The organism is Actomonas spartinae (assembly GCF_051209155.1).
Classification (GTDB): domain Bacteria; phylum Verrucomicrobiota; class Verrucomicrobiia; order Opitutales; family Opitutaceae; genus Actomonas.
This window is the reverse complement of record NZ_JBPJGB010000004.1, coordinates 446,790-464,877: the sequence shown is the minus strand read 5'-3', so window position 1 is coordinate 464,877 and position 18,088 is coordinate 446,790. Positions and strand designations below refer to the sequence as shown.

The 18,088-nt window shown below is 59.9% G+C and carries 17 protein-coding genes; 6 read left to right on the top strand and 11 right to left on the bottom strand.

Features of this window, described 5'->3' with window-relative positions:
* The first annotated feature begins 1,053 nt into the window (after positions 1–1,053).
* Genes AC0MRV_RS18820 through AC0MRV_RS18810 form a run of 3 tightly spaced genes read left to right on the top strand, consistent with a single transcriptional unit; the run spans position 1,054 to position 4,329 of the window.
* On the top strand, positions 1,054–2,475 hold the full coding sequence (locus tag AC0MRV_RS18820) for a hypothetical protein (RefSeq protein ID WP_472766058.1): 1,422 nt from the start codon (positions 1,054–1,056) through the stop codon (positions 2,473–2,475).
* Complete coding sequence (locus tag AC0MRV_RS18815) at positions 2,472–2,960, top strand: hypothetical protein (RefSeq protein WP_472766057.1); 489 nt, start codon at positions 2,472–2,474, stop codon at positions 2,958–2,960. Before AC0MRV_RS18820 ends, AC0MRV_RS18815 begins: the two co-directional genes overlap by 4 nt.
* Before the next feature lies 1 nt (position 2,961).
* On the top strand, positions 2,962–4,329 hold the full coding sequence (locus tag AC0MRV_RS18810; RefSeq protein ID WP_472766056.1) for a zonular occludens toxin domain-containing protein: 1,368 nt from the start codon (positions 2,962–2,964) through the stop codon (positions 4,327–4,329).
* A gap of 300 nt (positions 4,330–4,629) precedes the next feature.
* Here the strand turns inward: AC0MRV_RS18810 and AC0MRV_RS18805 are convergent, their stop codons facing one another.
* The 9 genes from AC0MRV_RS18805 to AC0MRV_RS18765 form a co-directional block, all read right to left on the bottom strand.
* Positions 4,630–4,932 carry a hypothetical protein gene (locus AC0MRV_RS18805; protein WP_472766055.1) on the bottom strand — a complete coding sequence of 101 codons (303 nt, stop codon included), beginning with the start codon at positions 4,930–4,932 and terminating at the stop codon, positions 4,630–4,632.
* Positions 4,933–5,023: 91 nt separating this feature from the next.
* Positions 5,024–5,794 (bottom strand): hypothetical protein, encoded by a 771-nt coding sequence (locus AC0MRV_RS18800; RefSeq protein WP_472766054.1) that lies wholly within the window; start codon positions 5,792–5,794, stop codon positions 5,024–5,026.
* Between the two features lie 81 nt (positions 5,795–5,875).
* Complete coding sequence (locus AC0MRV_RS18795; RefSeq protein ID WP_472766053.1) at positions 5,876–6,541, bottom strand: hypothetical protein; 666 nt, start codon at positions 6,539–6,541, stop codon at positions 5,876–5,878.
* A 50-nt stretch (positions 6,542–6,591) separates the two neighbouring features.
* Complete coding sequence (locus tag AC0MRV_RS18790; RefSeq protein ID WP_472766052.1) at positions 6,592–7,164, bottom strand: hypothetical protein; 573 nt, start codon at positions 7,162–7,164, stop codon at positions 6,592–6,594.
* A gap of 606 nt (positions 7,165–7,770) precedes the next feature.
* Positions 7,771–9,006 carry a signal peptidase I gene (gene lepB / locus AC0MRV_RS18785; protein WP_472766051.1) on the bottom strand — a complete coding sequence of 412 codons (1,236 nt, stop codon included), beginning with the start codon at positions 9,004–9,006 and terminating at the stop codon, positions 7,771–7,773.
* 125 nt (positions 9,007–9,131) lie between these two features.
* Complete coding sequence (gene lepA, locus AC0MRV_RS18780; protein WP_472766050.1) at positions 9,132–10,925, bottom strand: translation elongation factor 4; 1,794 nt, start codon at positions 10,923–10,925, stop codon at positions 9,132–9,134.
* A gap of 48 nt (positions 10,926–10,973) precedes the next feature.
* Positions 10,974–11,876 carry an ACP S-malonyltransferase gene (gene fabD, locus AC0MRV_RS18775; protein WP_472766049.1) on the bottom strand — a complete coding sequence of 301 codons (903 nt, stop codon included), beginning with the start codon at positions 11,874–11,876 and terminating at the stop codon, positions 10,974–10,976.
* Positions 11,877–11,922: 46 nt separating this feature from the next.
* Positions 11,923–13,023, bottom strand: a complete 1,101-nt coding sequence (locus AC0MRV_RS18770) for a hypothetical protein (protein WP_472766048.1) — start codon at positions 13,021–13,023, stop codon at positions 11,923–11,925.
* Between the two features lie 2 nt (positions 13,024–13,025).
* Positions 13,026–14,111: a type IV pilus twitching motility protein PilT gene (locus AC0MRV_RS18765; protein WP_472766047.1), complete on the bottom strand. Its 1,086-nt coding sequence runs from the start codon at positions 14,109–14,111 to the stop codon at positions 13,026–13,028.
* A gap of 86 nt (positions 14,112–14,197) precedes the next feature.
* Between AC0MRV_RS18765 and dapA the strand changes: the two genes are divergently transcribed.
* From dapA to ruvA, 3 genes are read left to right on the top strand one after another with little or no spacing between them, the layout of a single operon-like run.
* Positions 14,198–15,079, top strand: coding sequence for a 4-hydroxy-tetrahydrodipicolinate synthase (gene dapA, locus AC0MRV_RS18760; protein WP_472766046.1), 882 nt, complete (start codon positions 14,198–14,200; stop codon positions 15,077–15,079).
* A 13-nt stretch (positions 15,080–15,092) separates the two neighbouring features.
* On the top strand, positions 15,093–15,827 hold the full coding sequence (gene dapB, locus AC0MRV_RS18755; RefSeq protein WP_472766045.1) for a 4-hydroxy-tetrahydrodipicolinate reductase: 735 nt from the start codon (positions 15,093–15,095) through the stop codon (positions 15,825–15,827).
* 8 nt (positions 15,828–15,835) lie between these two features.
* Positions 15,836–16,450: a Holliday junction branch migration protein RuvA gene (gene ruvA / locus AC0MRV_RS18750; RefSeq protein WP_472766044.1), complete on the top strand. Its 615-nt coding sequence runs from the start codon at positions 15,836–15,838 to the stop codon at positions 16,448–16,450.
* A 122-nt stretch (positions 16,451–16,572) separates the two neighbouring features.
* Here ruvA and AC0MRV_RS18745 read toward each other — a convergent pair whose 3' ends face one another.
* Entirely contained in the window at positions 16,573–17,343 is a 771-nt protein-coding gene (locus tag AC0MRV_RS18745; protein WP_472766043.1) for an anti-sigma factor family protein, read from the bottom strand.
* The gene (locus tag AC0MRV_RS18740; protein ID WP_472766042.1) at positions 17,340–17,945 is read right to left on the bottom strand and encodes an RNA polymerase sigma factor; all 606 of its coding nucleotides are present in this window, start codon (positions 17,943–17,945) and stop codon (positions 17,340–17,342) included. The genes AC0MRV_RS18745 and AC0MRV_RS18740 overlap by 4 nt, the downstream gene beginning before the upstream one ends.
* Positions 17,946–18,088 lie beyond the last annotated feature (143 nt).

Genomic DNA, 18,088 nt, shown 5'->3' with positions numbered 1-18,088 from the left:
CCCCCCCCCCCCCCCCCCCCCCCCCCCCCCCCCCCCCTACCCTTGTTAAAAGATAAATTAACTGACTCCGGAGCCCCATGAGCCCCCGTCACAAAGCGCTTGAAGCGCGACTGGTGCGGAAGCTGGAAGAGCTATCCGACCAAATTGCAGACGCCGAAGTGAAGGCCTTGCTGCCCCCGGCTAACTGCTCTCAACCGGACCTCTACGTCGCGGCCAAAGAAGAGCACGTAAAGGCCCTTACACGCGAGAAGCGCCTCACGGAGGCGTCTCTATCCGACCTCCGCGCAAAACTCGCGGATCACGGTCAAATGGCCCTGCTATGAGCCCGCAGGAAAAAACCGTGATGCTCGCGGCATTGCTGCTCGCACTGCTCGTCCTCGCCAAAGTCGGCGTGATGGCAATCCGCAGCTACCTCAGGCGAACCCGTTGAACTTCCCTTCACGGTTTCGCCCGTGCCGTGAAAGGGTCACTCCAGCGGGCAAAGCAAAGTAACAAGAAAGCGAATACGCATGTCTGACATCACTACCATGGTCGCCGACGCCACTACCCTGTTCGGCGTTATCGTCGTCCTCGCCGTTTCCGTCACCGGGTTCTTCCTCGGCCGGAAGTGGATCAAGCGCATCTAAGCGCGGGGTCGCCAACAAGCGGGGGGTCTTCGGGCCCCTCGCTCAACTTTCAAACTCAATGAGCTATGCTCTATCTCATATTCTGCGCGGGGTTCCTCTTCGGCTGGTTGCTGCTCTCTCCGTTGGATGCCTGAGCGCTTCGGCGGGTAGCCTGAACGGCACCGGCAACGGTTGGCAGGGGTCGGTATCGTGTGCCGGGTCGGCTACTGTTACACGCGATCAAAGCGGGCTTGTTACGGTGAACTACACCGCCTCAGCGACGAACCCGGCTAGCCCTGCGCACGCGGGCATCATGATTGCGGCATCATGGAGAGAGGGACCAAACGGGCCCAGCGGTCAGGTCGACGGAATCGTTGCAACGTCGGCGAACGATCGCAGCCAAAGCAAAAGCGGAAGCTTCACTCTCAACACAGGGACAGTTCCCGTCGTGACCGTTCTTGTGGGCTGTTCGATTTGGGATGGATTGTCGTGGGTCGGCTCCACAGGTGGGTTTTCGGTAGACCTCGCTCTCGGTGAAGCGGAAGAGCTCAGCAACTACTACATTCCGATCAATTACCGGAATACCACCGACTTCACCGCGTGGCTTAATGTCTACACCTCCGATTATTCGGAATCGATCCATGAGGAAGAAATTCCACCCGGTGGGGCGGTTTCCAAAATGATCGGTCCGATCGATGACCCGGACGAGTTCTACAACATCGTCGTAGGCTACGCAGGGGTTCGGAATGACGACTACCTCGGTTGGGTGACAGCAGACGAACTCACGCGGACGGAAGACGTTGAAGTAGGCACCGTCGAAGCGGTCCACAACACCTTGCCGGAGCCGGAACCGCCTAGCGAACCCGCCCAAGACTTACCAACGCAAGAGACCTCAGACGGCGCCCCGCCCTCGTCGGAATCAACCGCACCGGCCGATTCGGTTTACAAAGCAGCCGGTGGGGACTCCTCGGCCGCTCTCACTGCGGGCACCTTTGAGAACGGAATCCGTCAGGTGGTTCAAGCCGTTGCGCGATCCGGCCGTGGGCAGTCGTCAATCACGGTCAACAACTCGGGTGTGGAGTCGCGACTTGATCAAGCGAACCTCTTTCTAGATGGCATCAACACGAAAGCCTCCCTTGCGAACGATAAGCTCGATGAGCTGATCGCCCAGGGCGAGCAATCGGCCGAAAGCGAAGCTGTCGCACGCGAACTTAACGACGCGCAGAAAGCCGCCTACGATCAAACCCCAACGATCAACGACATGCAGTCGGACGGTCAGGCGGAGGCCACGAGTATCGGCTCCAAATTCCCGACGGTAGTTGTCAATCCATCGGCCGGCGTGTCAGGCAGTGAGCCGGATTTCACGATCTCCCTACCTGCCACGATGGGCGGAGCTGTGTTCGATCTGAATCCCTTTCGATCGGACCGACTGCAAGGCCCTGTCGCGTGGTTTCGCTCCGCTGTTGCATGGCTAGTGCTGGTGACGTTTGGGCTTTGGCTCTACAACGCGATCAACGAATCCGTGGTAAACGTCACGGTGGTCCAACAGGCGAAGGGCAACGCGGTGGCCGGGGGCACAGGTGGGCAGCTGACAGCGGTAGTAGCCGCGGCCGCAATGTCGGCTATCATTGGAACGGCCGTTGTCGGTTTCGTGAGTTGGTCGTTCGGTGATATCGGGTTCAGCGCACTAGCTAGCGTGTTCAGCACAAATCCACTCGCCACGATGCCGGGCAAGGCCGCGTGGATGCTGGATAAGGTCTTTCCCGTAGCGACGATGCTCTCCGCTCTTTTGGCGCGCGTGAGCTTCAAACTCTACGCCATGCAACTGCACGCCGTATCGGCTGCTTTGATACGCTTTATAGTGCCATGATTCGGCTTCTGCTCCTTCCCTTCCTTGCGGTTCTGGCCTTCGGTCAAACGCCCACCTCGTCCGTTCCGGTGCAAGTGTTCAACGGCACAAGTGAATCCGTGCTCGTCTACTTCGATTTCGACGGCGGAATCTCGCAATCCATCCTCGGACCTAACGAGTCCACGCAGGTTTATTTCCGTCGGTCGGCCGTCCTCTCGAACTGGCTCGAAGTGGAGACGCTGCTCGGTGGGCAACGTGTGTTTGCCGTGGACGTGACACCGGGCGCCAGCACGACCGGATACGCCTATTACTGTTACGAAACCGGATCCGGCTATTCCTACGTCTGGTATCCCTCAACCGGACAGGACCCGGACCCGGATAGCGTCGCTCGCTATGGCCTCGCTGTATTCCTTTCAGGCATGGGGCTCGCCGCAACTGTGCGGCTGACTAGAACCGGCCTGCGGTGGGTTCGGTCGCTCGGCGATCACGGCGCGGAGGCATCCTAAAATGGCTATCTCCTTCATCAACGGAAAGCCGGGTTCCGGTAAAACGCTCTACGCGGTCATGCTGATTATCCGCGAGCTACTCTTCGGAAATCGCATCGTTGTAACGAACGTTCCGCTCAAGCTCGGCCGTCTCAATGAATACCTGCAGCAAGTCGCCCCCGGCCGGAACATCCCACTGTTCGGACCAAACCGCCGCTTGATTCTCCTCGATGACAACGACCAAGCGCGCGAACTCTATGTGAAGTATTCACAGGAGTATTACGGAACGACCGACCCCGACGAGCGCGAACGAATTTTCCAACGATACGAGCAGTCAATTAAGACAATGTCCGTCACAGAAGAGGCTCGCGAATTCTGGAAGCATCGCAGCCTGCCCGGGCGGCGCTTTGAAGAGGATACGGGCGCCCTTATCGTCCTCGATGAACTGCATATTCATTTTAACGCGCGCAAATGGGCGCAAACCGGTGACGCCTGCCTGCACTACCTCTCGCAGCATCGGAAATTCGGTGATGACCTGATCTGTATCACTCAGGCCCTCGGTAACGTCGATAAGCAGTTCCGATCGGTTGCCGAGGATTTCACCATGATCATCAACGAATCGAAGCGGAAGTTTGGTCCGTTTCGTGGGCGTAATCGATTCGTTCGTGCGAGCTACTACAAGGAGCCCAACAGCCCCCGTGACGTGCCATTCGAACGGGTCGCCTTTCAGCTCGATGCCAAAGGCGTGGCCTCCTGCTACGACACGGCCGCCGGCGTGGGTGTCCACGGCAACAAGGCGGACACGGGAAAGAAGCCTAAAGGCATTCCGATTATGGTCATGCTTCCGGCCGGGGTCGCCCTGGTGGCCATCGTTGCCGGTGGCATTCCGTGGGCACTTGGGAAAATGGCCGGCGCTTGGGTGGGTGGCGGCGCTGAACCGGCTAGATCGGAGCAACCAGTCCGGGAGCGACGTATTGAGGCGGTCCGTGATATTCGGGATGGCTTCGCTGGTTTGGTCCCCGAGGCGAATAGCTCGGCGGGGCTTCTTGGGCAGAACCCGCGCGAACGGGTCACAATGGTCGAATTGCCGGTGCCTGCTATTCCTGAGACCCGTGCGCCTGAAAATCCTCTCTATGTGGCTGGAATCGCTGTTCTCAACCGCCCCGGCGTTCTCGGCCGATTCAATATTTTCCTCTCTGACGGCCGCGTGATCACTGAGGCGGATCAAGCAATAGCTCGGGTTACGCGTTCCCGGGTCGAGTTCAGCAACGGGGAAAGTCTATGGATTGGGAAACCCTATGAAAGAAATAGGGTAAACACCCCGTTACAGGAGCGTGGTCAAATTGAACCAACCCTACCGCCCGTTTCACCGGATTCGCTACCGAACTGAGGTGGCGGCCGCGTCGGTTACGAGTTCGGCGCCCTGCCAAGTGCTTCGCGTATGGCACCGGGCGCACCTTCTCGGAACGCACCTGCAATGCGTCGAACTAGACGGTGAACCGTTGGACTTCCAAACGCTCGATGTGCTGAATTGCTGGATACGTTCCGGGGGCGCGTGGAACTGCTCCGCCCTGCCCCTTCCTCAAGCAACGGCCGCAATTGAAGCCGTGATCGGTGGGCAGCCGTGGCCGATAAGAATAGGGTCGGCTGGCGGTGGCCGTCGACGCAGTGCGGGGCTTTCGGGGCAAATTCAGATGCCGGGCATTTGACCCGGCATCCCGGCATGCATCGCCATCGCGCCGTTCTCGTCTACGGTCGCAATCGCGGGGAACTCGTCCTGGGTGAAAAACCAGCCAAGGTCCGGACCATAGCGCACGAGAAAGCCGTCCGGCTCTTTGGACTCCAACAGGCGCAAGGTCTTGTCCTGCGCTTCGGAAATGACCTCGGACCAATCGGCCTTTGAAAGGCGGTGGTTGTTGACCTGCATCCGTCCACGCTTTGCCGCTCCCCCAAATGCGCCCCCACCGGGTGACTTTTTGCGCTTCTTTGCCATGCGCTGAAGCAGGCCGGATTATTGAGAATCCACAAGCTTCTTGAGACGGCCGGAATACAAGGGGCCTTTATGTCGAATCAATCCGGTCTCACTAAGGGGTGCTGCCGAAGTGCGAGATCCCCGCTTGAACGGCGAAGTAGATCGTAATGAACGCGGATAAAAGTCCGATTAACTTGGCGACCGGATGCTCAAGCATCGCGTCGCATTTCTGCGCTAGTGAACTGTGGCTTGTGCGAATGCGTTTGCCGTCCAGCAATTTGGTTAGGAGCTCCGAGAAGAAATAGACTTTGGCGATTGTTGATTGGTTAACCCTCAAGAACTGCGATCGATCGATATTCTCTGCCTCTTCATGGCCGTCCAACCAGTTACGCGGTGGCCCTCCGTTCAACGTCGCGAGGGTTTTCATCTTCGGGTCATCGATCGAATTTTTTCCGTATTTGAGGCAAACTAGATCGATTAAATTGAACTTCTTAACGTCATCAATTTCTGGTGCCTCTTTTCGAGTGAGAACATTGTATCGGTGGGCAAGGGCCTCAAAACCGTAGGTACTGGTGCTCATGTTCCAATGAATCCAGAAGCAGTTCAATCGGTCTCGAACGAACTCGAAGAAGTCGGACAAAAGTTCGGCCTCCAACTCGTCGTAGTTGTCACGAATTAGCTCGCGGGAAATGTTTCGCCTCTCGGCTACGAGGTGGATAGCGAAGCTTTTCGTAATTGAGGTTGTGTAATTGCAGACCGCGATGGAAGCGATTCGCGGAGAAAGTCCATCGTCTCGATCCCCGAGGTTCTGGCAGGAATAATGAATCAAGAGAATGTTATCTTTCGCGGTTCGAAGGCGATGAAGTATGTCCTTGAGGTTCATGGCTCGGGGGTCGGTGCTTAGTGAATCCTGAGGACTTGTTTTGTTCGTCGAACAAACTCCGGGTCCGAGGGGAGCTGTTTTTTAATATCGGTCAAGCCAAGATAAGTCAAAGAGTGTCGGCCGACCGTTCGTTTGAAGTGGAGCGAAAGTTTTAAAGTCGGCTTCGGGACAAAATATGAATAAGAGGTCGGTTACTTCGAATACCAAATCTCCGAAATGACGCCACTCGCGTTCATGGGTCGCGTCGAAGCTATCCTTGATCACGTTGATGTACGGGTGCAGTTCCTTCGGAACGAAGTGATAGACCTTTCGGTAGGGACGTGAGGAATGAGTAGCTTTCTTCAATAAGGACTCGCGGATATTCAGGCATGGATTCGCCCCCTTTTCAAAAAGCCACTTTCGGTCGAATCCGATCCCGTACTTCGCGTTGAACACGCTTTGGTGGGCACTTAAGCCGCTGAGGGTTGCTTCTGTGAAGCAAACCGATTCCGGCACCTCTAGATTTACGAAACTTAACGTAGAGGGATCAAATGTATCGCTTTCGGGCTGGTAGGGGTACCATCCCGCAGGGGCGGCTTTCAGCCTCGGCGGGCTACCGTCTACTAGACCGAGAATTAAGCTTAGTATTTCCCGCGCTTGTTCGTCAGTTCGCCACTCGTGCTGACGAATGAGGTGACTGACTAGAAAACCGCAGTCTATGGACAGTCGTGCGAGCTTGGCTGCGTCTTTGGGGTTTGATTTCGCCATAATTCAGGTGGTGTAGAGCCAGACCAGGGCGGCCAGTCGTGGACCGGGGTTCAATTCGGTCGCACCACAGAGGCCTTCTGCCCGGAATACGATTCGCGAGCCAGGTTGAGGAATCGTGCGCGGAGCGACTGGAGAGTGTTACCAAATTCTTGTGCCTCGGTTTCGTTTAAACACGAAGTGTCTACCTCAAATGCCTGCGAGAAAAACTCGGTGATCTTTCCGTGAAGGTTCGCAAGGTCGTTAATGATTTTCTGCGCCTCGGGAATCTCGGCGAGAACTACTAAGCTCTCTAGCGAGCTCAAGCGATCGAGCATGGAGACGTTTTTGAATTCTTCTTCGTACCGTTTCGAAATCTCATTTCGCGCATGTGAAAGCAGTGCAGGATCATCCCGATGGCGTGCTGCCGCCCTCGCCAGATGACATTCGCTGTAAAACGCTTTCGTAATTGATGAAAAATCTGAAACAGCTCGTTCAATCAGGTCGCGGCGTCTGTTGCGATTCTCTGCCAATATTTCATTCCGAACTCGGTGTTGGGCGAGGAGGTACGCGGTGAGTAGGCCGACCAAGCCACCGCCTAGTATCTTGATCGCATCGGAGAGAAGAACAAAGAGTTCGGGCGGCATGGGCTCAGGAGGACGCTGGCTGCCGTTCGTTTACGGTTCGACCGGAATCGACTGAAGGCGGACGTCCAGGACCCCGTTTGAAATATTCCGGAGGGATCGCAGCAAGTGCGCGAAGGGCAAATCCGGGTTTAAGGTCCGAGAATTTCGAAACCAGAACGGCGCCGAATGCCGATGCTTGCATATGATCAACTGCAGCTACCTCGCCGAGTCGGGAGATCACTTCTTCGTCTACACGGACATTGAAACTCTTCTTGGCCATGCTCGAAAAGTGTAGAAATTTCTTGCACCTAGCAATAAACTGCTGCAAGACACTCGCAATCAGCATCTTCGGAAGCCCTGTTTATTGTGCGTTACGCAGGGTAGGATTCGACCGGAAAGATTCTGGCCGAATAACTGAGCTGCTCAGGCACTCTTTTACCACGGATGGACACAGATTCACACGGATCGATTTCAGGCTAAGGCCGAGACGACTTGCAGCTGTCGGGCGTAAAGCCCGCCTCAAATATCTGCCGCGCGAATCGGGTCGGACTCGCTGAGCGAGAGCGATTGGACGAGACCACAGCGGATCTGTGTCCATCTGTGTTCATCCGTGGTCAAAATTCCGAATCAGGGCGCGATGCCCCAGTGGCTTGTGAACGGATAATAGATGAACAAGGGCCGGCCGACGACGTCTTCGGCTGGGATCGCGCCCCAATAGCGTCCGTCGAGGCTGCTGGCGGAATTATCGCCCATGGCAAAATAATGGTCCTCCGGGACCGTGATGATATCACCCCGGCCCATGTCGCCGACATTCCGGTATCCGGGATATCGGTCGATTTGCTCTGAATTTTTCGCGAACGCATCCGAGCCTTCGATCGGTTCACCATTCCGATACAGCACGGGCGATTTGATCTCCAGCTCGTCACCCGGCACCCCCACCAAACGTTTAATGTAATATTGATCCTTCGGCGCGCCAGGCATCATGGCGTGCAGTCGCGTGAGCTGTTTCGTCCGGAAAACGAAACCGTCGCCGACACTGGGCTTCACAAAATGGTAACTGATGCGATCCACGAAGAGCTGATCCCCCGTCAGGATGTCGAACGACAGGATCCGGTCGCCGGTTCTGGCCCGACGCTCGGTATCGATCACGTATTCGCGTTCGGCCACCAGTTGCACCCGCGGATCGCTGCGTGACGGCCAGCCGTCCTCGTCCGGGAAGAACGTATCGGTGAGCAAACGATCGATGTCGAAATCAGCCGGCACGGTGAATCGCACCGGCGTGGTCCCTACCCGCATTTCGATCTGCTTGAGCTTGGCTGGAATCACGAGCCACTTGCGGCCGCTGACTTCTTTGTGCGGCAGGATGATGCTGATATCACCGCTGGCCGGCGCGTCGATGCGCACGGGTTTGGCGAGTTGCGTCACGAAGCGCACCGCTTGCATCGCGGTCCCGGGTTCGTCGGCCCGATCCTCGAAGGTCTGCGCGGTCATGCCGTTGTAGCTCGGCCACATCGAGTTGGTCGGGATCTTGAACGGCTGCACAAAATACGCGCGGATGCCGAGGATCACGATGGCCGCGACGAGGAAGAACTCGACGTATTCGACCAGCGAGCGCTTCGGGTAGAACGTGCCGCCGGTTTTGCGGAGCACGGCTTCGAGCTGCTCGATCGCTTCCTTGAGTTGCGCGGCGTCGGCCTTGTCGCGAACGAGTTTCTTGAGCTGTTCCTGACCGCGTTGCAGCTCGATCAGGTCGGCCGGCGGCAGGACATCGCGGCGGTAATCCTCCACCTTCTCCGCGAGCTCCAGCCAGTTGCTGGCATGGGATCGCAATTTGCGTTCTTGGGAAGCGAAAGGACCAAACACGATGAAGGAGAATTAAAGGCGGCGGATCAATGAGATGCCCACGAAACATACGAAAAGACACGAAAGAAAACCGAGGTTCGGACCTTTTCGTGTGCTTTCGTGTATTTCGTGGGCCATCAGCACGCTCAGTTTTTGAGGACTTGGATGAAGGCGTCGGGCGGGATGGAGACTTTGCCGATGAGCTTCATCTTCTTCTTACCCTCTTTCTGCTTTTCGAGCAGCTTGCGCTTACGGGAGATGTCGCCGCCGTAGCACTTGGCGGTCACGTCCTTGCGCATGACGCGGACGTTTTCGCGGGCGATGACGTTGCCGCCGATGGCCGCCTGAATGGCGACCTTGAACATCTGCGGCGGAATGATGTCGGCCAGCTTTTCGCAGAGCTCCCTGCCCTTTCCTGCCGCTTTTTCGCGATGCACGATACTCGAGAACGCGTCGACCGGCTCACCGTTGATGAGGATATCCATCTTCACGAGGTCGCTTTCCCGGTATTCGCCCAGCTCGTAGTCCATCGAGCCGTAGCCGCGGGTGATGCTCTTCAGCCGGTCGTTGAAATCGACCAGGATTTCATTGAGCGGCAGGGTGCAGGTGAGCATGACGCGGGTGGCGTCGAGGGTGTCGGTGTGGTCGATCGAACCGCGCTTTTCCATTACCAGGGACATGATGTCGCCCATCGCCGTATTCGGAATATGGATCGAGGCCTGGATGGTCGGCTCGCGAATCTCGTTGATCGAGCTGGGGTCCGGCAGCATGACCGGATTGTCGACCAGGATCATGTCACCACCCGCTGGATACACGTGGTAAACCACGCTGGGGTAGGTTGAGATGATCTCCACGTCGTGCTCGCGGCGGATACGCTCCTGGATGATCTCCATGTGCAACAGGCCGAGGAAGCCGCAGCGGAAGCCGAAGCCAAGCGCGAGCGAGCTCTCCGACTGATACACGAAGGCGGCGTCGTTGAGGCGCAGACGGCCGAGCGCAGCCTTGAGTTTTTCGTAGTCGTTGGATTCGAGCGGATAGATGCCGCAGAAGACCATCGGTCGCACCTCCTGATAACCCGGTAGCATCTCGGTGGCGGGTTTGATCGCGGTGGTGATGGTGTCGCCGGTGTTGATCTCGGCGGTGTCCTTGATGGTGGAAACGATGTAGCCCACGTCACCGGCATCGAGCGACGGCTTCTTGGTCATCTTCGGGGTGAAGACGCCGACCTCTTTGATTTCGCTCTTCAGTCCCGTGCTCATGAGCTGCAGGTTTTCACCGGGCTTGAGGCTGCCGGAAAAGACGCGGGTGTAGGCGATGACCCCGCGGTAGGCGTCGTAGAGCGAATCGAACACGAGCGCCCGGGTGTGCGGATGGTCGTGCCAGCGCGGCGGCGGGATCTGCTTCACGACGGCTTCGAGGATCTCATCAATGCCGATGCCGGACTTGCCGCTGGCGAGAATCGCCTCCTCGCCCGGGATCATGAGGATGTCCTCGAGCTGCTGCATGCAGAGGTCGAGGTTGGCGCTCGGCAGGTCGATCTTGTTGATGACCGGAATGACCTTGAGGTTCTGTGAGAACGCGAGGTGAGCGTTGGCGACGGTCTGCGCCTCCACGCCTTGGGCGGCATCGATCAGGAGCAAGGCGCCTTCGCAGGCCGCGAGACTGCGCGAGACCTCATAGGAGAAGTCCACGTGGCCCGGTGTATCCATCAGATTGAGCTTATAGATGTGCCCATCCTTGGCCGGATAGTTCATCGTCACCGGATGGCTCTTGATGGTGATGCCGCGCTCGCGCTCGAGGTCCATCGCATCGAGGTGCTGGGCGGTGAGCACGCGTTGCTCAACGGTGCGGGTGTGCTCCAGCAGCCGGTCGGACAAGGTCGTCTTGCCGTGGTCGACGTGGGCGATGATGCAGAAGTTGCGAGTAAGAGATACGTCCATGGAGGGCGTGAAAGGCGTTGGGCGAAGGAGGCTGACCGCGGGCGGTGATCAGCCCTCCAAATCGGCCATCTCGGCGAAGCTGGTGACCGACCAGGCGCGCTCGGTGCGACGTGCGAGTCCGGCGAGCACCCCACCCGGCCCGAGCTCCCAGAAGGAATCGGCGCTGGCGGCGGCGGCGCGCATGCAGTCTTCCCAAAGCACGGAGGAAACAACCTGCTGCTCGAGGGCGGATTTGATGGCGGCGGGATCGCTGATGGCGGCGCCGGTGGTGTTGGTGAACACGGTGAGTTGCGGCGCGTTGAACGGGATGTCGGCGAGGAACGCGGCAAAGCGCTCACGCGCCGGCTCCATCAGGCGGCTGTGGTAGGCGCCGGCGACGTTGAGCGGCATGACGCGCTTCATGCCGGCGGCTTTGCCGGCCTCGACGGCGGCGGCGATTTTGCCCTTTTCGCCGGAGATGATGATCTGGCCCGGGGCGTTGAAGTTGGCGGCCTGCACGTCGTTGGCGGCGCAGAGTTCGGCCACGGCTTCGCGGCTTTCGCCGATGATGGCGGCCATGGAACCGGAGGTGGCCTCGCAGGCTTCCTGCATGAGACGGCCGCGGGCAGCGACGATCCGCAGGCCGGTGGCGAAATCGTAAACGCCGGCGGCGCAGTAGGCGGTCAGTTCGCCGAGGCTGAGGCCGAGCGCCATGGTGACGTCGCTGAGTTTGCCCTGCTCCTGCAGGATAGTGTGCAGCGCCATGCCGTGCACGAAGAGCGCCGGCTGGCAGACCTTGGTCTGGGTCAGCTCTTCGTCCGGACCTTCAAACGAGACCTTGGCGAGGTCCCAGCCCAGCACGTCGGACGCCTCCGCATAGAGAGCCCGCACCGATTCCGATGCGTCGTGGAGAGACTTTCCCATGCCCACTTTTTGGGCACCTTGTCCGGCGAAAAGAAGCGCTGTAGCCATGATGTAAACGATCAGGGCTAGAGTCGCCCCGACATGAAACCAAGCCCTAAAAGCGGTTCAACCGGGGGAAGTATTTTTCGTCGTCGCGAGCGGGTGGCTGCCAAGCCGAAGCGGGCTTTTTTTCCTCACTGTCCGCGGGGTTGCTCAAGGTGGCGGCCGGGGGCTGGTTGCCGAGTTGGATCTCCGTCGCCATGGGTTGCAAAGTGTTGGCGCTGGCCGGACCGGGGTCGTTGAGGCCGGGCACGGTGAATGCCGGCTCCCGCTCGCCCCCACCGGTCCCACCGAGAGAAAAATCCTGCCAGTCCGCCAAAAACGGGTTGGCCGTTTCCCGGGGATCGCCGACACGGCGGGTGGACGTGCGATGGGCGCCAGGGTTGGCGGAGAGGAAGGCAGCCAGGCCATCGGCTTCCACCACAGCGCGGTCTGCCGCCTTGGCACCAAGTTGAGCGAGCAGGGTCTTTTCCGCGTTGGCTGCCTGGGCGCTGGCTTCATCGGCCATCAATCGCCGACTGTCGGAGCTGAGCCACCCGGCCATGAAGTCGCCGAGGGGATTTTCGCGGACGACCGACTGCTTTCCACCCGAGGGCTCGTTAACCGCAGCGTTATCGCGTCGGTTGGAGTCGTCTTTGCTTTGCATGTCGACGGCCAGCGCGAGCCAATGCTCGGCGGAGCCTGAATCTGGCAGGGATGAATCCGGTTCAGTCGCATCGACCTCGGTCCCCATGATTTCCTCGGCCAACGCCGCCTCGTCGGCGGCCAATTCGCTGCGGCGCATGCCATCGACCAACCAGTTGTCTTTCTCCCATTGCTCGCGCCGCAATTCCTCCAGAGTCTGCGCCGCATCTTCGGAACCATTCTGCGGAACGATGGGAAGGATGGCTTCCGCCGCGGCGGCTTTCTGATCCAGACTGGCGTTGTTCAACAAGCGCGAGGTCGAGAGGTCGCTCGCCGATTGATCGGTGACGATGCCCTTTTCCATGAGCCTGAGGTTCTCCAAGCCCTGCACCGTCGCCGTGACGTTGTCCTTTTTGGCTGGTTCCGCGGCGCGGTGGGTTTGACCACGCAGTCCCGCGCTCAGGCAACACGTCCCCACCAGCGCGGCCAGCGCCGCGCGAAGTCGCGCTTGGCCTGACGGGCCGCTGGGCATGATCAGTTGAAGAAAATACCCTTCAGGTTCATCTCGAGCGCCTGTGGGTTCGGCGAGTAGCGCACGCCGTCGGCCTTGGAGATCTTGCCCTCTTTGATAAGGCGCATGATCTCACGATTAAACGAGAAGCTGTGCGAGTCGGTGCCGGCATCCAGCAGGCTCTGAATCTTGTCGTTCTTCCCTTCGAGAATGAGGTTCTTCACCGTGGCGTCGGCGGCCAGGATCTCATTGGCGGGCACGCGGCCCTCACCCTCGATCGTGGGAATCAGTTTTTGGCAAATGAAGCCGCGCAGCGAACCCGCGATCTGGCGACGGGCCTGGGCGAGTTGCTCCGGCGGGAAAAATTCGAAGAGGCGCGTCAGCGATTGTGCCACCGTGGCGGCGTGCATCGTCGAGAAAACCAAGTGGCCGGTTTCGGCCGCGGAGATGGCGGTCTCAAAGGTTTCCCGGTCACGCATCTCACCGATCAGAATGATGTCCGGATTTTGGCGCAGCACGGCTTTGATCGCCAACTCGAAGTTGGGCACATCGGTGCCGATCTCGCGCTGCTGGAAGACCGATTTGTCGTCGATGAAGGTGTATTCGATCGGATCCTCGATGGTGACGATGTGGCGGTCGAGGTTGCGGTTAATCCAGTTGAGCATCGCCGCCATGGTGGAGCTCTTACCCGAACCGGTGGCGCCGCAGACGAGCAGGATGCCGTCCTTGGCCTGGGCTAGATTGAGCAAGGGTTCGCCGTTGAGGCCGAGTTCCTCAAACTCCGGCACGCGGCTCTTGATGTGGCGAAACACGATGCTCGGCGTGCCGCGCTGGTGGAAGGCGTTGACGCGGAAGCGGCCGACATCTTCGGCCGCGTAGGCGAAGTCGACCTGGTTGTTGTCTTCCCAATTCTGCTTGAAGACGCGCGGCACGTGCTCGTCGACGAAGGCGCGCACCTCCTCGGCGGTGATCGGGTCCATGTCGACGGACTTGAGCTTGCCGGCGAGGCGCACGAAACCGGGCTTGTTGGACTTGATGACGACGTCGCTGACGCCGCTGTCGACCGCGAGTTTGAGCAGGTCGTTGAAAATCTCGGTATGGGGAGTCATGAGAGGAGGCCGCTCCAGAAAAGGGTTGCGGTGGTGCTAAAGTGGCATGGTCTGCTCGGCAAGGTCCATTTCCCTCCCAAGCACCCATGAAGCAACCCAGATTGACCGGCACCATCACCGCATTGGTGACCCCGTTTTCACGAGGTCACGTCGCCCACGACGACCTGCGGAAACTGGTCAAATCGCAGTTGCGGGCCGGCATCAATGGTCTCGTGCCGGTGGGCACGACCGGCGAATCGCCGACGCTCACGCACGAGGAGCACATGGATGTCGTGCGCCTCGTGGTGGAAACCGTCGCGGGCAAGGTGCCGGTCATCGCCGGCACGGGGTCCAACTCGACCACCGAGGCCGTGGCCCTCACCCGTGCCGCGCACGACGCCGGCGCCGATGCCATGCTCGTGGTGGCGCCCTACTACAACAAGCCGAGCCAGCCCGGGTTGGTGGCCCATTTTTCCCAGATCGCCGAAGCGACCGATCGCCCCATCGTGCTCTACTCGATCCCCGGCCGTTGCGGCATCGAGATTGGCGTGAAGACGGTCGAGGCCCTGCGCGCCAAGTATCCACACGTTTGTTACATCAAGGAAGCCGGCGGCTCGGTCGATCGCGTCGACCAATTGAAGGCCGCCCTCGGCCGCGATCTCACGGTATTGAGCGGTGACGACTCGCTCACCCTGCCCTTCATGTCCGTCGGCGCCGAAGGCGTGATCAGCGTCGCGTCCAACCTGCTGCCACGCCAAGTCGGCAAGATGGTCGCCCACGCGGCCGCCAACGATTTCGCCAAGGCCACCAAGCTGCACCGCAAGCTTTACCCGCTGTTCAAAGCCCTGTTCGTCGAACCCAATCCGGTCCCGGTCAAGGTCGCCATGCAACGCGCCGGCATGATCAGCTCGGCCGATGTGCGCCTGCCGCTCTGCCCCCTGTCGGCCGACGGTGACAAGGTGTTGTCTGCCGCCCTCGCCAACCTCTGATTCTGCATTTCCCGTGAGTTCTCCCCGCTTGGTCATCGTGGGCTCCGCTGGTCGCATGGGCCAGGCCCTGCACTCCGCCGCGACAGCCGCTTCCCTCAACGTCGTTGCCTCGCTTGATCAAGGCGACGACCTCGCCGCCGGCATCGCGCAAGGCGACGTCGTGATCGACTTCAGTTTTCACAGCGCGACCGCCGACGTCATCCGCGCCGCGGTCGACCAGCAGAAGGCCCTGGTGGTCGGCACCACCGGTCACAGCGCCGATGAGAAAGCCAGGTTGCTCGAGGCGGCCGCCGCGATTCCGACCGTGTGGGCCGGCAACTACTCTGTCGGCGTCAATCTGCTCTACGCCCTCACCCGTCGCGCGGCCGCAGTCCTGGGCGCCGACTACGATGCCGAGGTCATCGAGATGCACCATCGTTTCAAAAAGGACGCGCCCAGCGGCACCGCCGCGCGCCTGTTGGAAATCATCCTGGAAGAGCGCAAGCTCGGCGCGGAAGCCCTGCGCCACGGCCGCGAAGGCATCACCGGCGAACGCACCTCAACCGAGGTCGGCATTCACGCGCTCCGCGGCGGCGATGTCGTGGGCGAACACACCGCCATGTTTGCCGCCCTCGGCGAACGCATCGAACTGACTCACAAAGCCACCGACCGCGCCATCTTCGCCAAAGGCGCCTTGCGCGCCGCGCAGTGGGTCGTGGACCAGCCCAAGGGCGTCTACGACATGCAGCACGTGCTCGGTCTGCAGTAATCCGCGCCATGATCACCTACCTCGCCGGCACCTTGGTCGAAGCCACCCCGCTCCGCGCGGTCGTGGAAAACAACGGGCTCGGTTACGAGGTCCACATCCCGGTGACCACCGCCGAGCGCCTGCCGCAGGCCGGGGCCACGGTGAAGCTGCACACGCACGTCGTGTATCGCGAGGACTCGCAAACGCTCTACGGCTTCGCCGGCACGGAAGATCGGGACTTTTTTCGTATGCTCATCGAGCACGTGAGTGGTGTGGGGCCCAAGGTTGCGCTCAGCATCATGAGCCGGCTTTCCCTGCCCTTGCTGGAGAATGCCATCCGCGACGGCGATGTTGCGACCCTCGCCAAGTGCCCGGGCATCGGAAAAAAGACGGCCGAGCGTCTGGTCGTCGAACTCCGCAATCGCCTGGGTGCCGCGAAATCGGCGCCCTCGCCCGTTGCCGGAGGTTCCGCCAGCGAGGCCGCGGCGTCCCCCGTCGGAAGCTCCGTGGCCGACGCCGTGGCGGCATTGACGGTGCTCGGCTACAAGACTGCCGATGCGGACAAGGCCGTGCGTCAGGCCATGGTCGCCTTGGGCGGCACGCCCACGACCGAGCAACTGATCAAAAAGGCTCTGGGGCGCTAAGCCATCCCCCTCCAAGTGGCTGCGAGCGTAGGCGAGTGGTTGGTAAACCACCGCGGAGACGCCCGCAAAAAAGCCACGCCGCTTGGGCGTGGCTTCGAAGTGAGGGACTGCGTTCGAGCGTCTTAGCGCTGGAACTGGAAGGCGGCCGATTCGGACAACGGCGGCGTGTCATCCAATCCTGGATACGGATAGGAGAACGCCGGCAGGTTGCGCACTTCCATGGGCGATGCGGTGCGAAACTCGAGTGTATCCACCCGCACCGGGCGGATCGGTTCGAACTGCACCTGCGCCATCCATGCAAACGGATCTTCCGTCGCGCTCGGGTTGGCGAGGCGCAGGCCGTTGCCATTGTCACCCGATTCGAGCACGAGCACCGTGCGATAGTCGGTGGAATCGGTGCCGGCAAAGGCCAAGGCGGCATTGTCGTCGGGACCGATGGCCAGCGTTGGCGTCGGGTTGACCGTGGCGACCTCAGCGGTGGCGGGCGAAACCGTTTCGGTGTCCTGCGCGGTTTGCACCGTTCCGGTGTAGACGCCGAAGGCCAGCGCGGCTGCGGCCATGCCGCTGAGGGCTCCCCAGCCCCAGCCGGAACGGGGGCGAGACTCACGGCGGGCAGCCGGCGCCACCGGAGAGGCGGCCGGAAAGGCCACCACCTCGGCTTCGTCTTCGCGCCGGGCGGCCGCGAGAATCGCATCGAGTTTGGGCCTCGGCGCGCTCTGGACGTCGTTGGCGAGCAGGTGTTCGCAGGCCCGCTGAATCTTGCAATACTGAGCGTAGGTTGCCTGGCGCTCAGGACTGGCAGCGATGGCCTCTTCGATCTCCTGGATCTCGGGACCGCTGAGTTCGCGGTCGATGTAGAGATTCAGCAATTCGATGAATCGTTCGTTGGTCATTGAAAGTCCTCCCCGAGTTTGCTGCGCAGGCTTTCACGAGCCCGCGCGATGCGGCTTTTGACCGTGCCGATGGAGATGTCGAGGATCTCGGCGATCTCCTCGTAGGTCAGGTTTTTCACGTTTCTTAGGATGAGTATTTCCCGGTGTTTCGGGCTAAGTTTTTCCATGCCGGCGGCAATGCCGTCGACAAGCTCTTGAGTGACCGTCGCATCCTCCGGGGTTTCCGCCTCGGTGACGAAAATTTCGGAAAGCGGCGTGCTGTTGTCGTCGCCCACGGGTTGGTCGAAGGAGATGGTCTTGTCGCGCTTGCGGCGCCACCAATACCAGTAGCGGTTGCGCGCGAGGTTGGTGGCAATCTGGTAAAGCCAGGTCGAAAAAGCGGAGTCGCCGCGAAAGTTCACGAGGCCGCGGTGGGCGCGAATGAAGGCATCCTGCGTCACCTCTTCAGCATCCTGCGGATTGCGCAGAAGCTGATGAACCATTGCGTAAATTCGATCCCAATAGCGACTTACCATTTCCTCAAACGCGGACTGGTCCCCGTTTTTGAAACGGAGCACGAGCGCGTGGTCGAGGGCGACTTCTTGAGCTTTGCTGGCAGACATGGAGTTTACGGGGTTCAGACGCTCCGATGGGTCATTTGTTCCCGTGCTCATATCAGGTTCTTTTACGCCGATTCCGGACTTGCGTTGGTTGGGGTTAATTTCTGCGCCACAGCAGCTTGAGACATTAAAGTCCGACCTGGTTC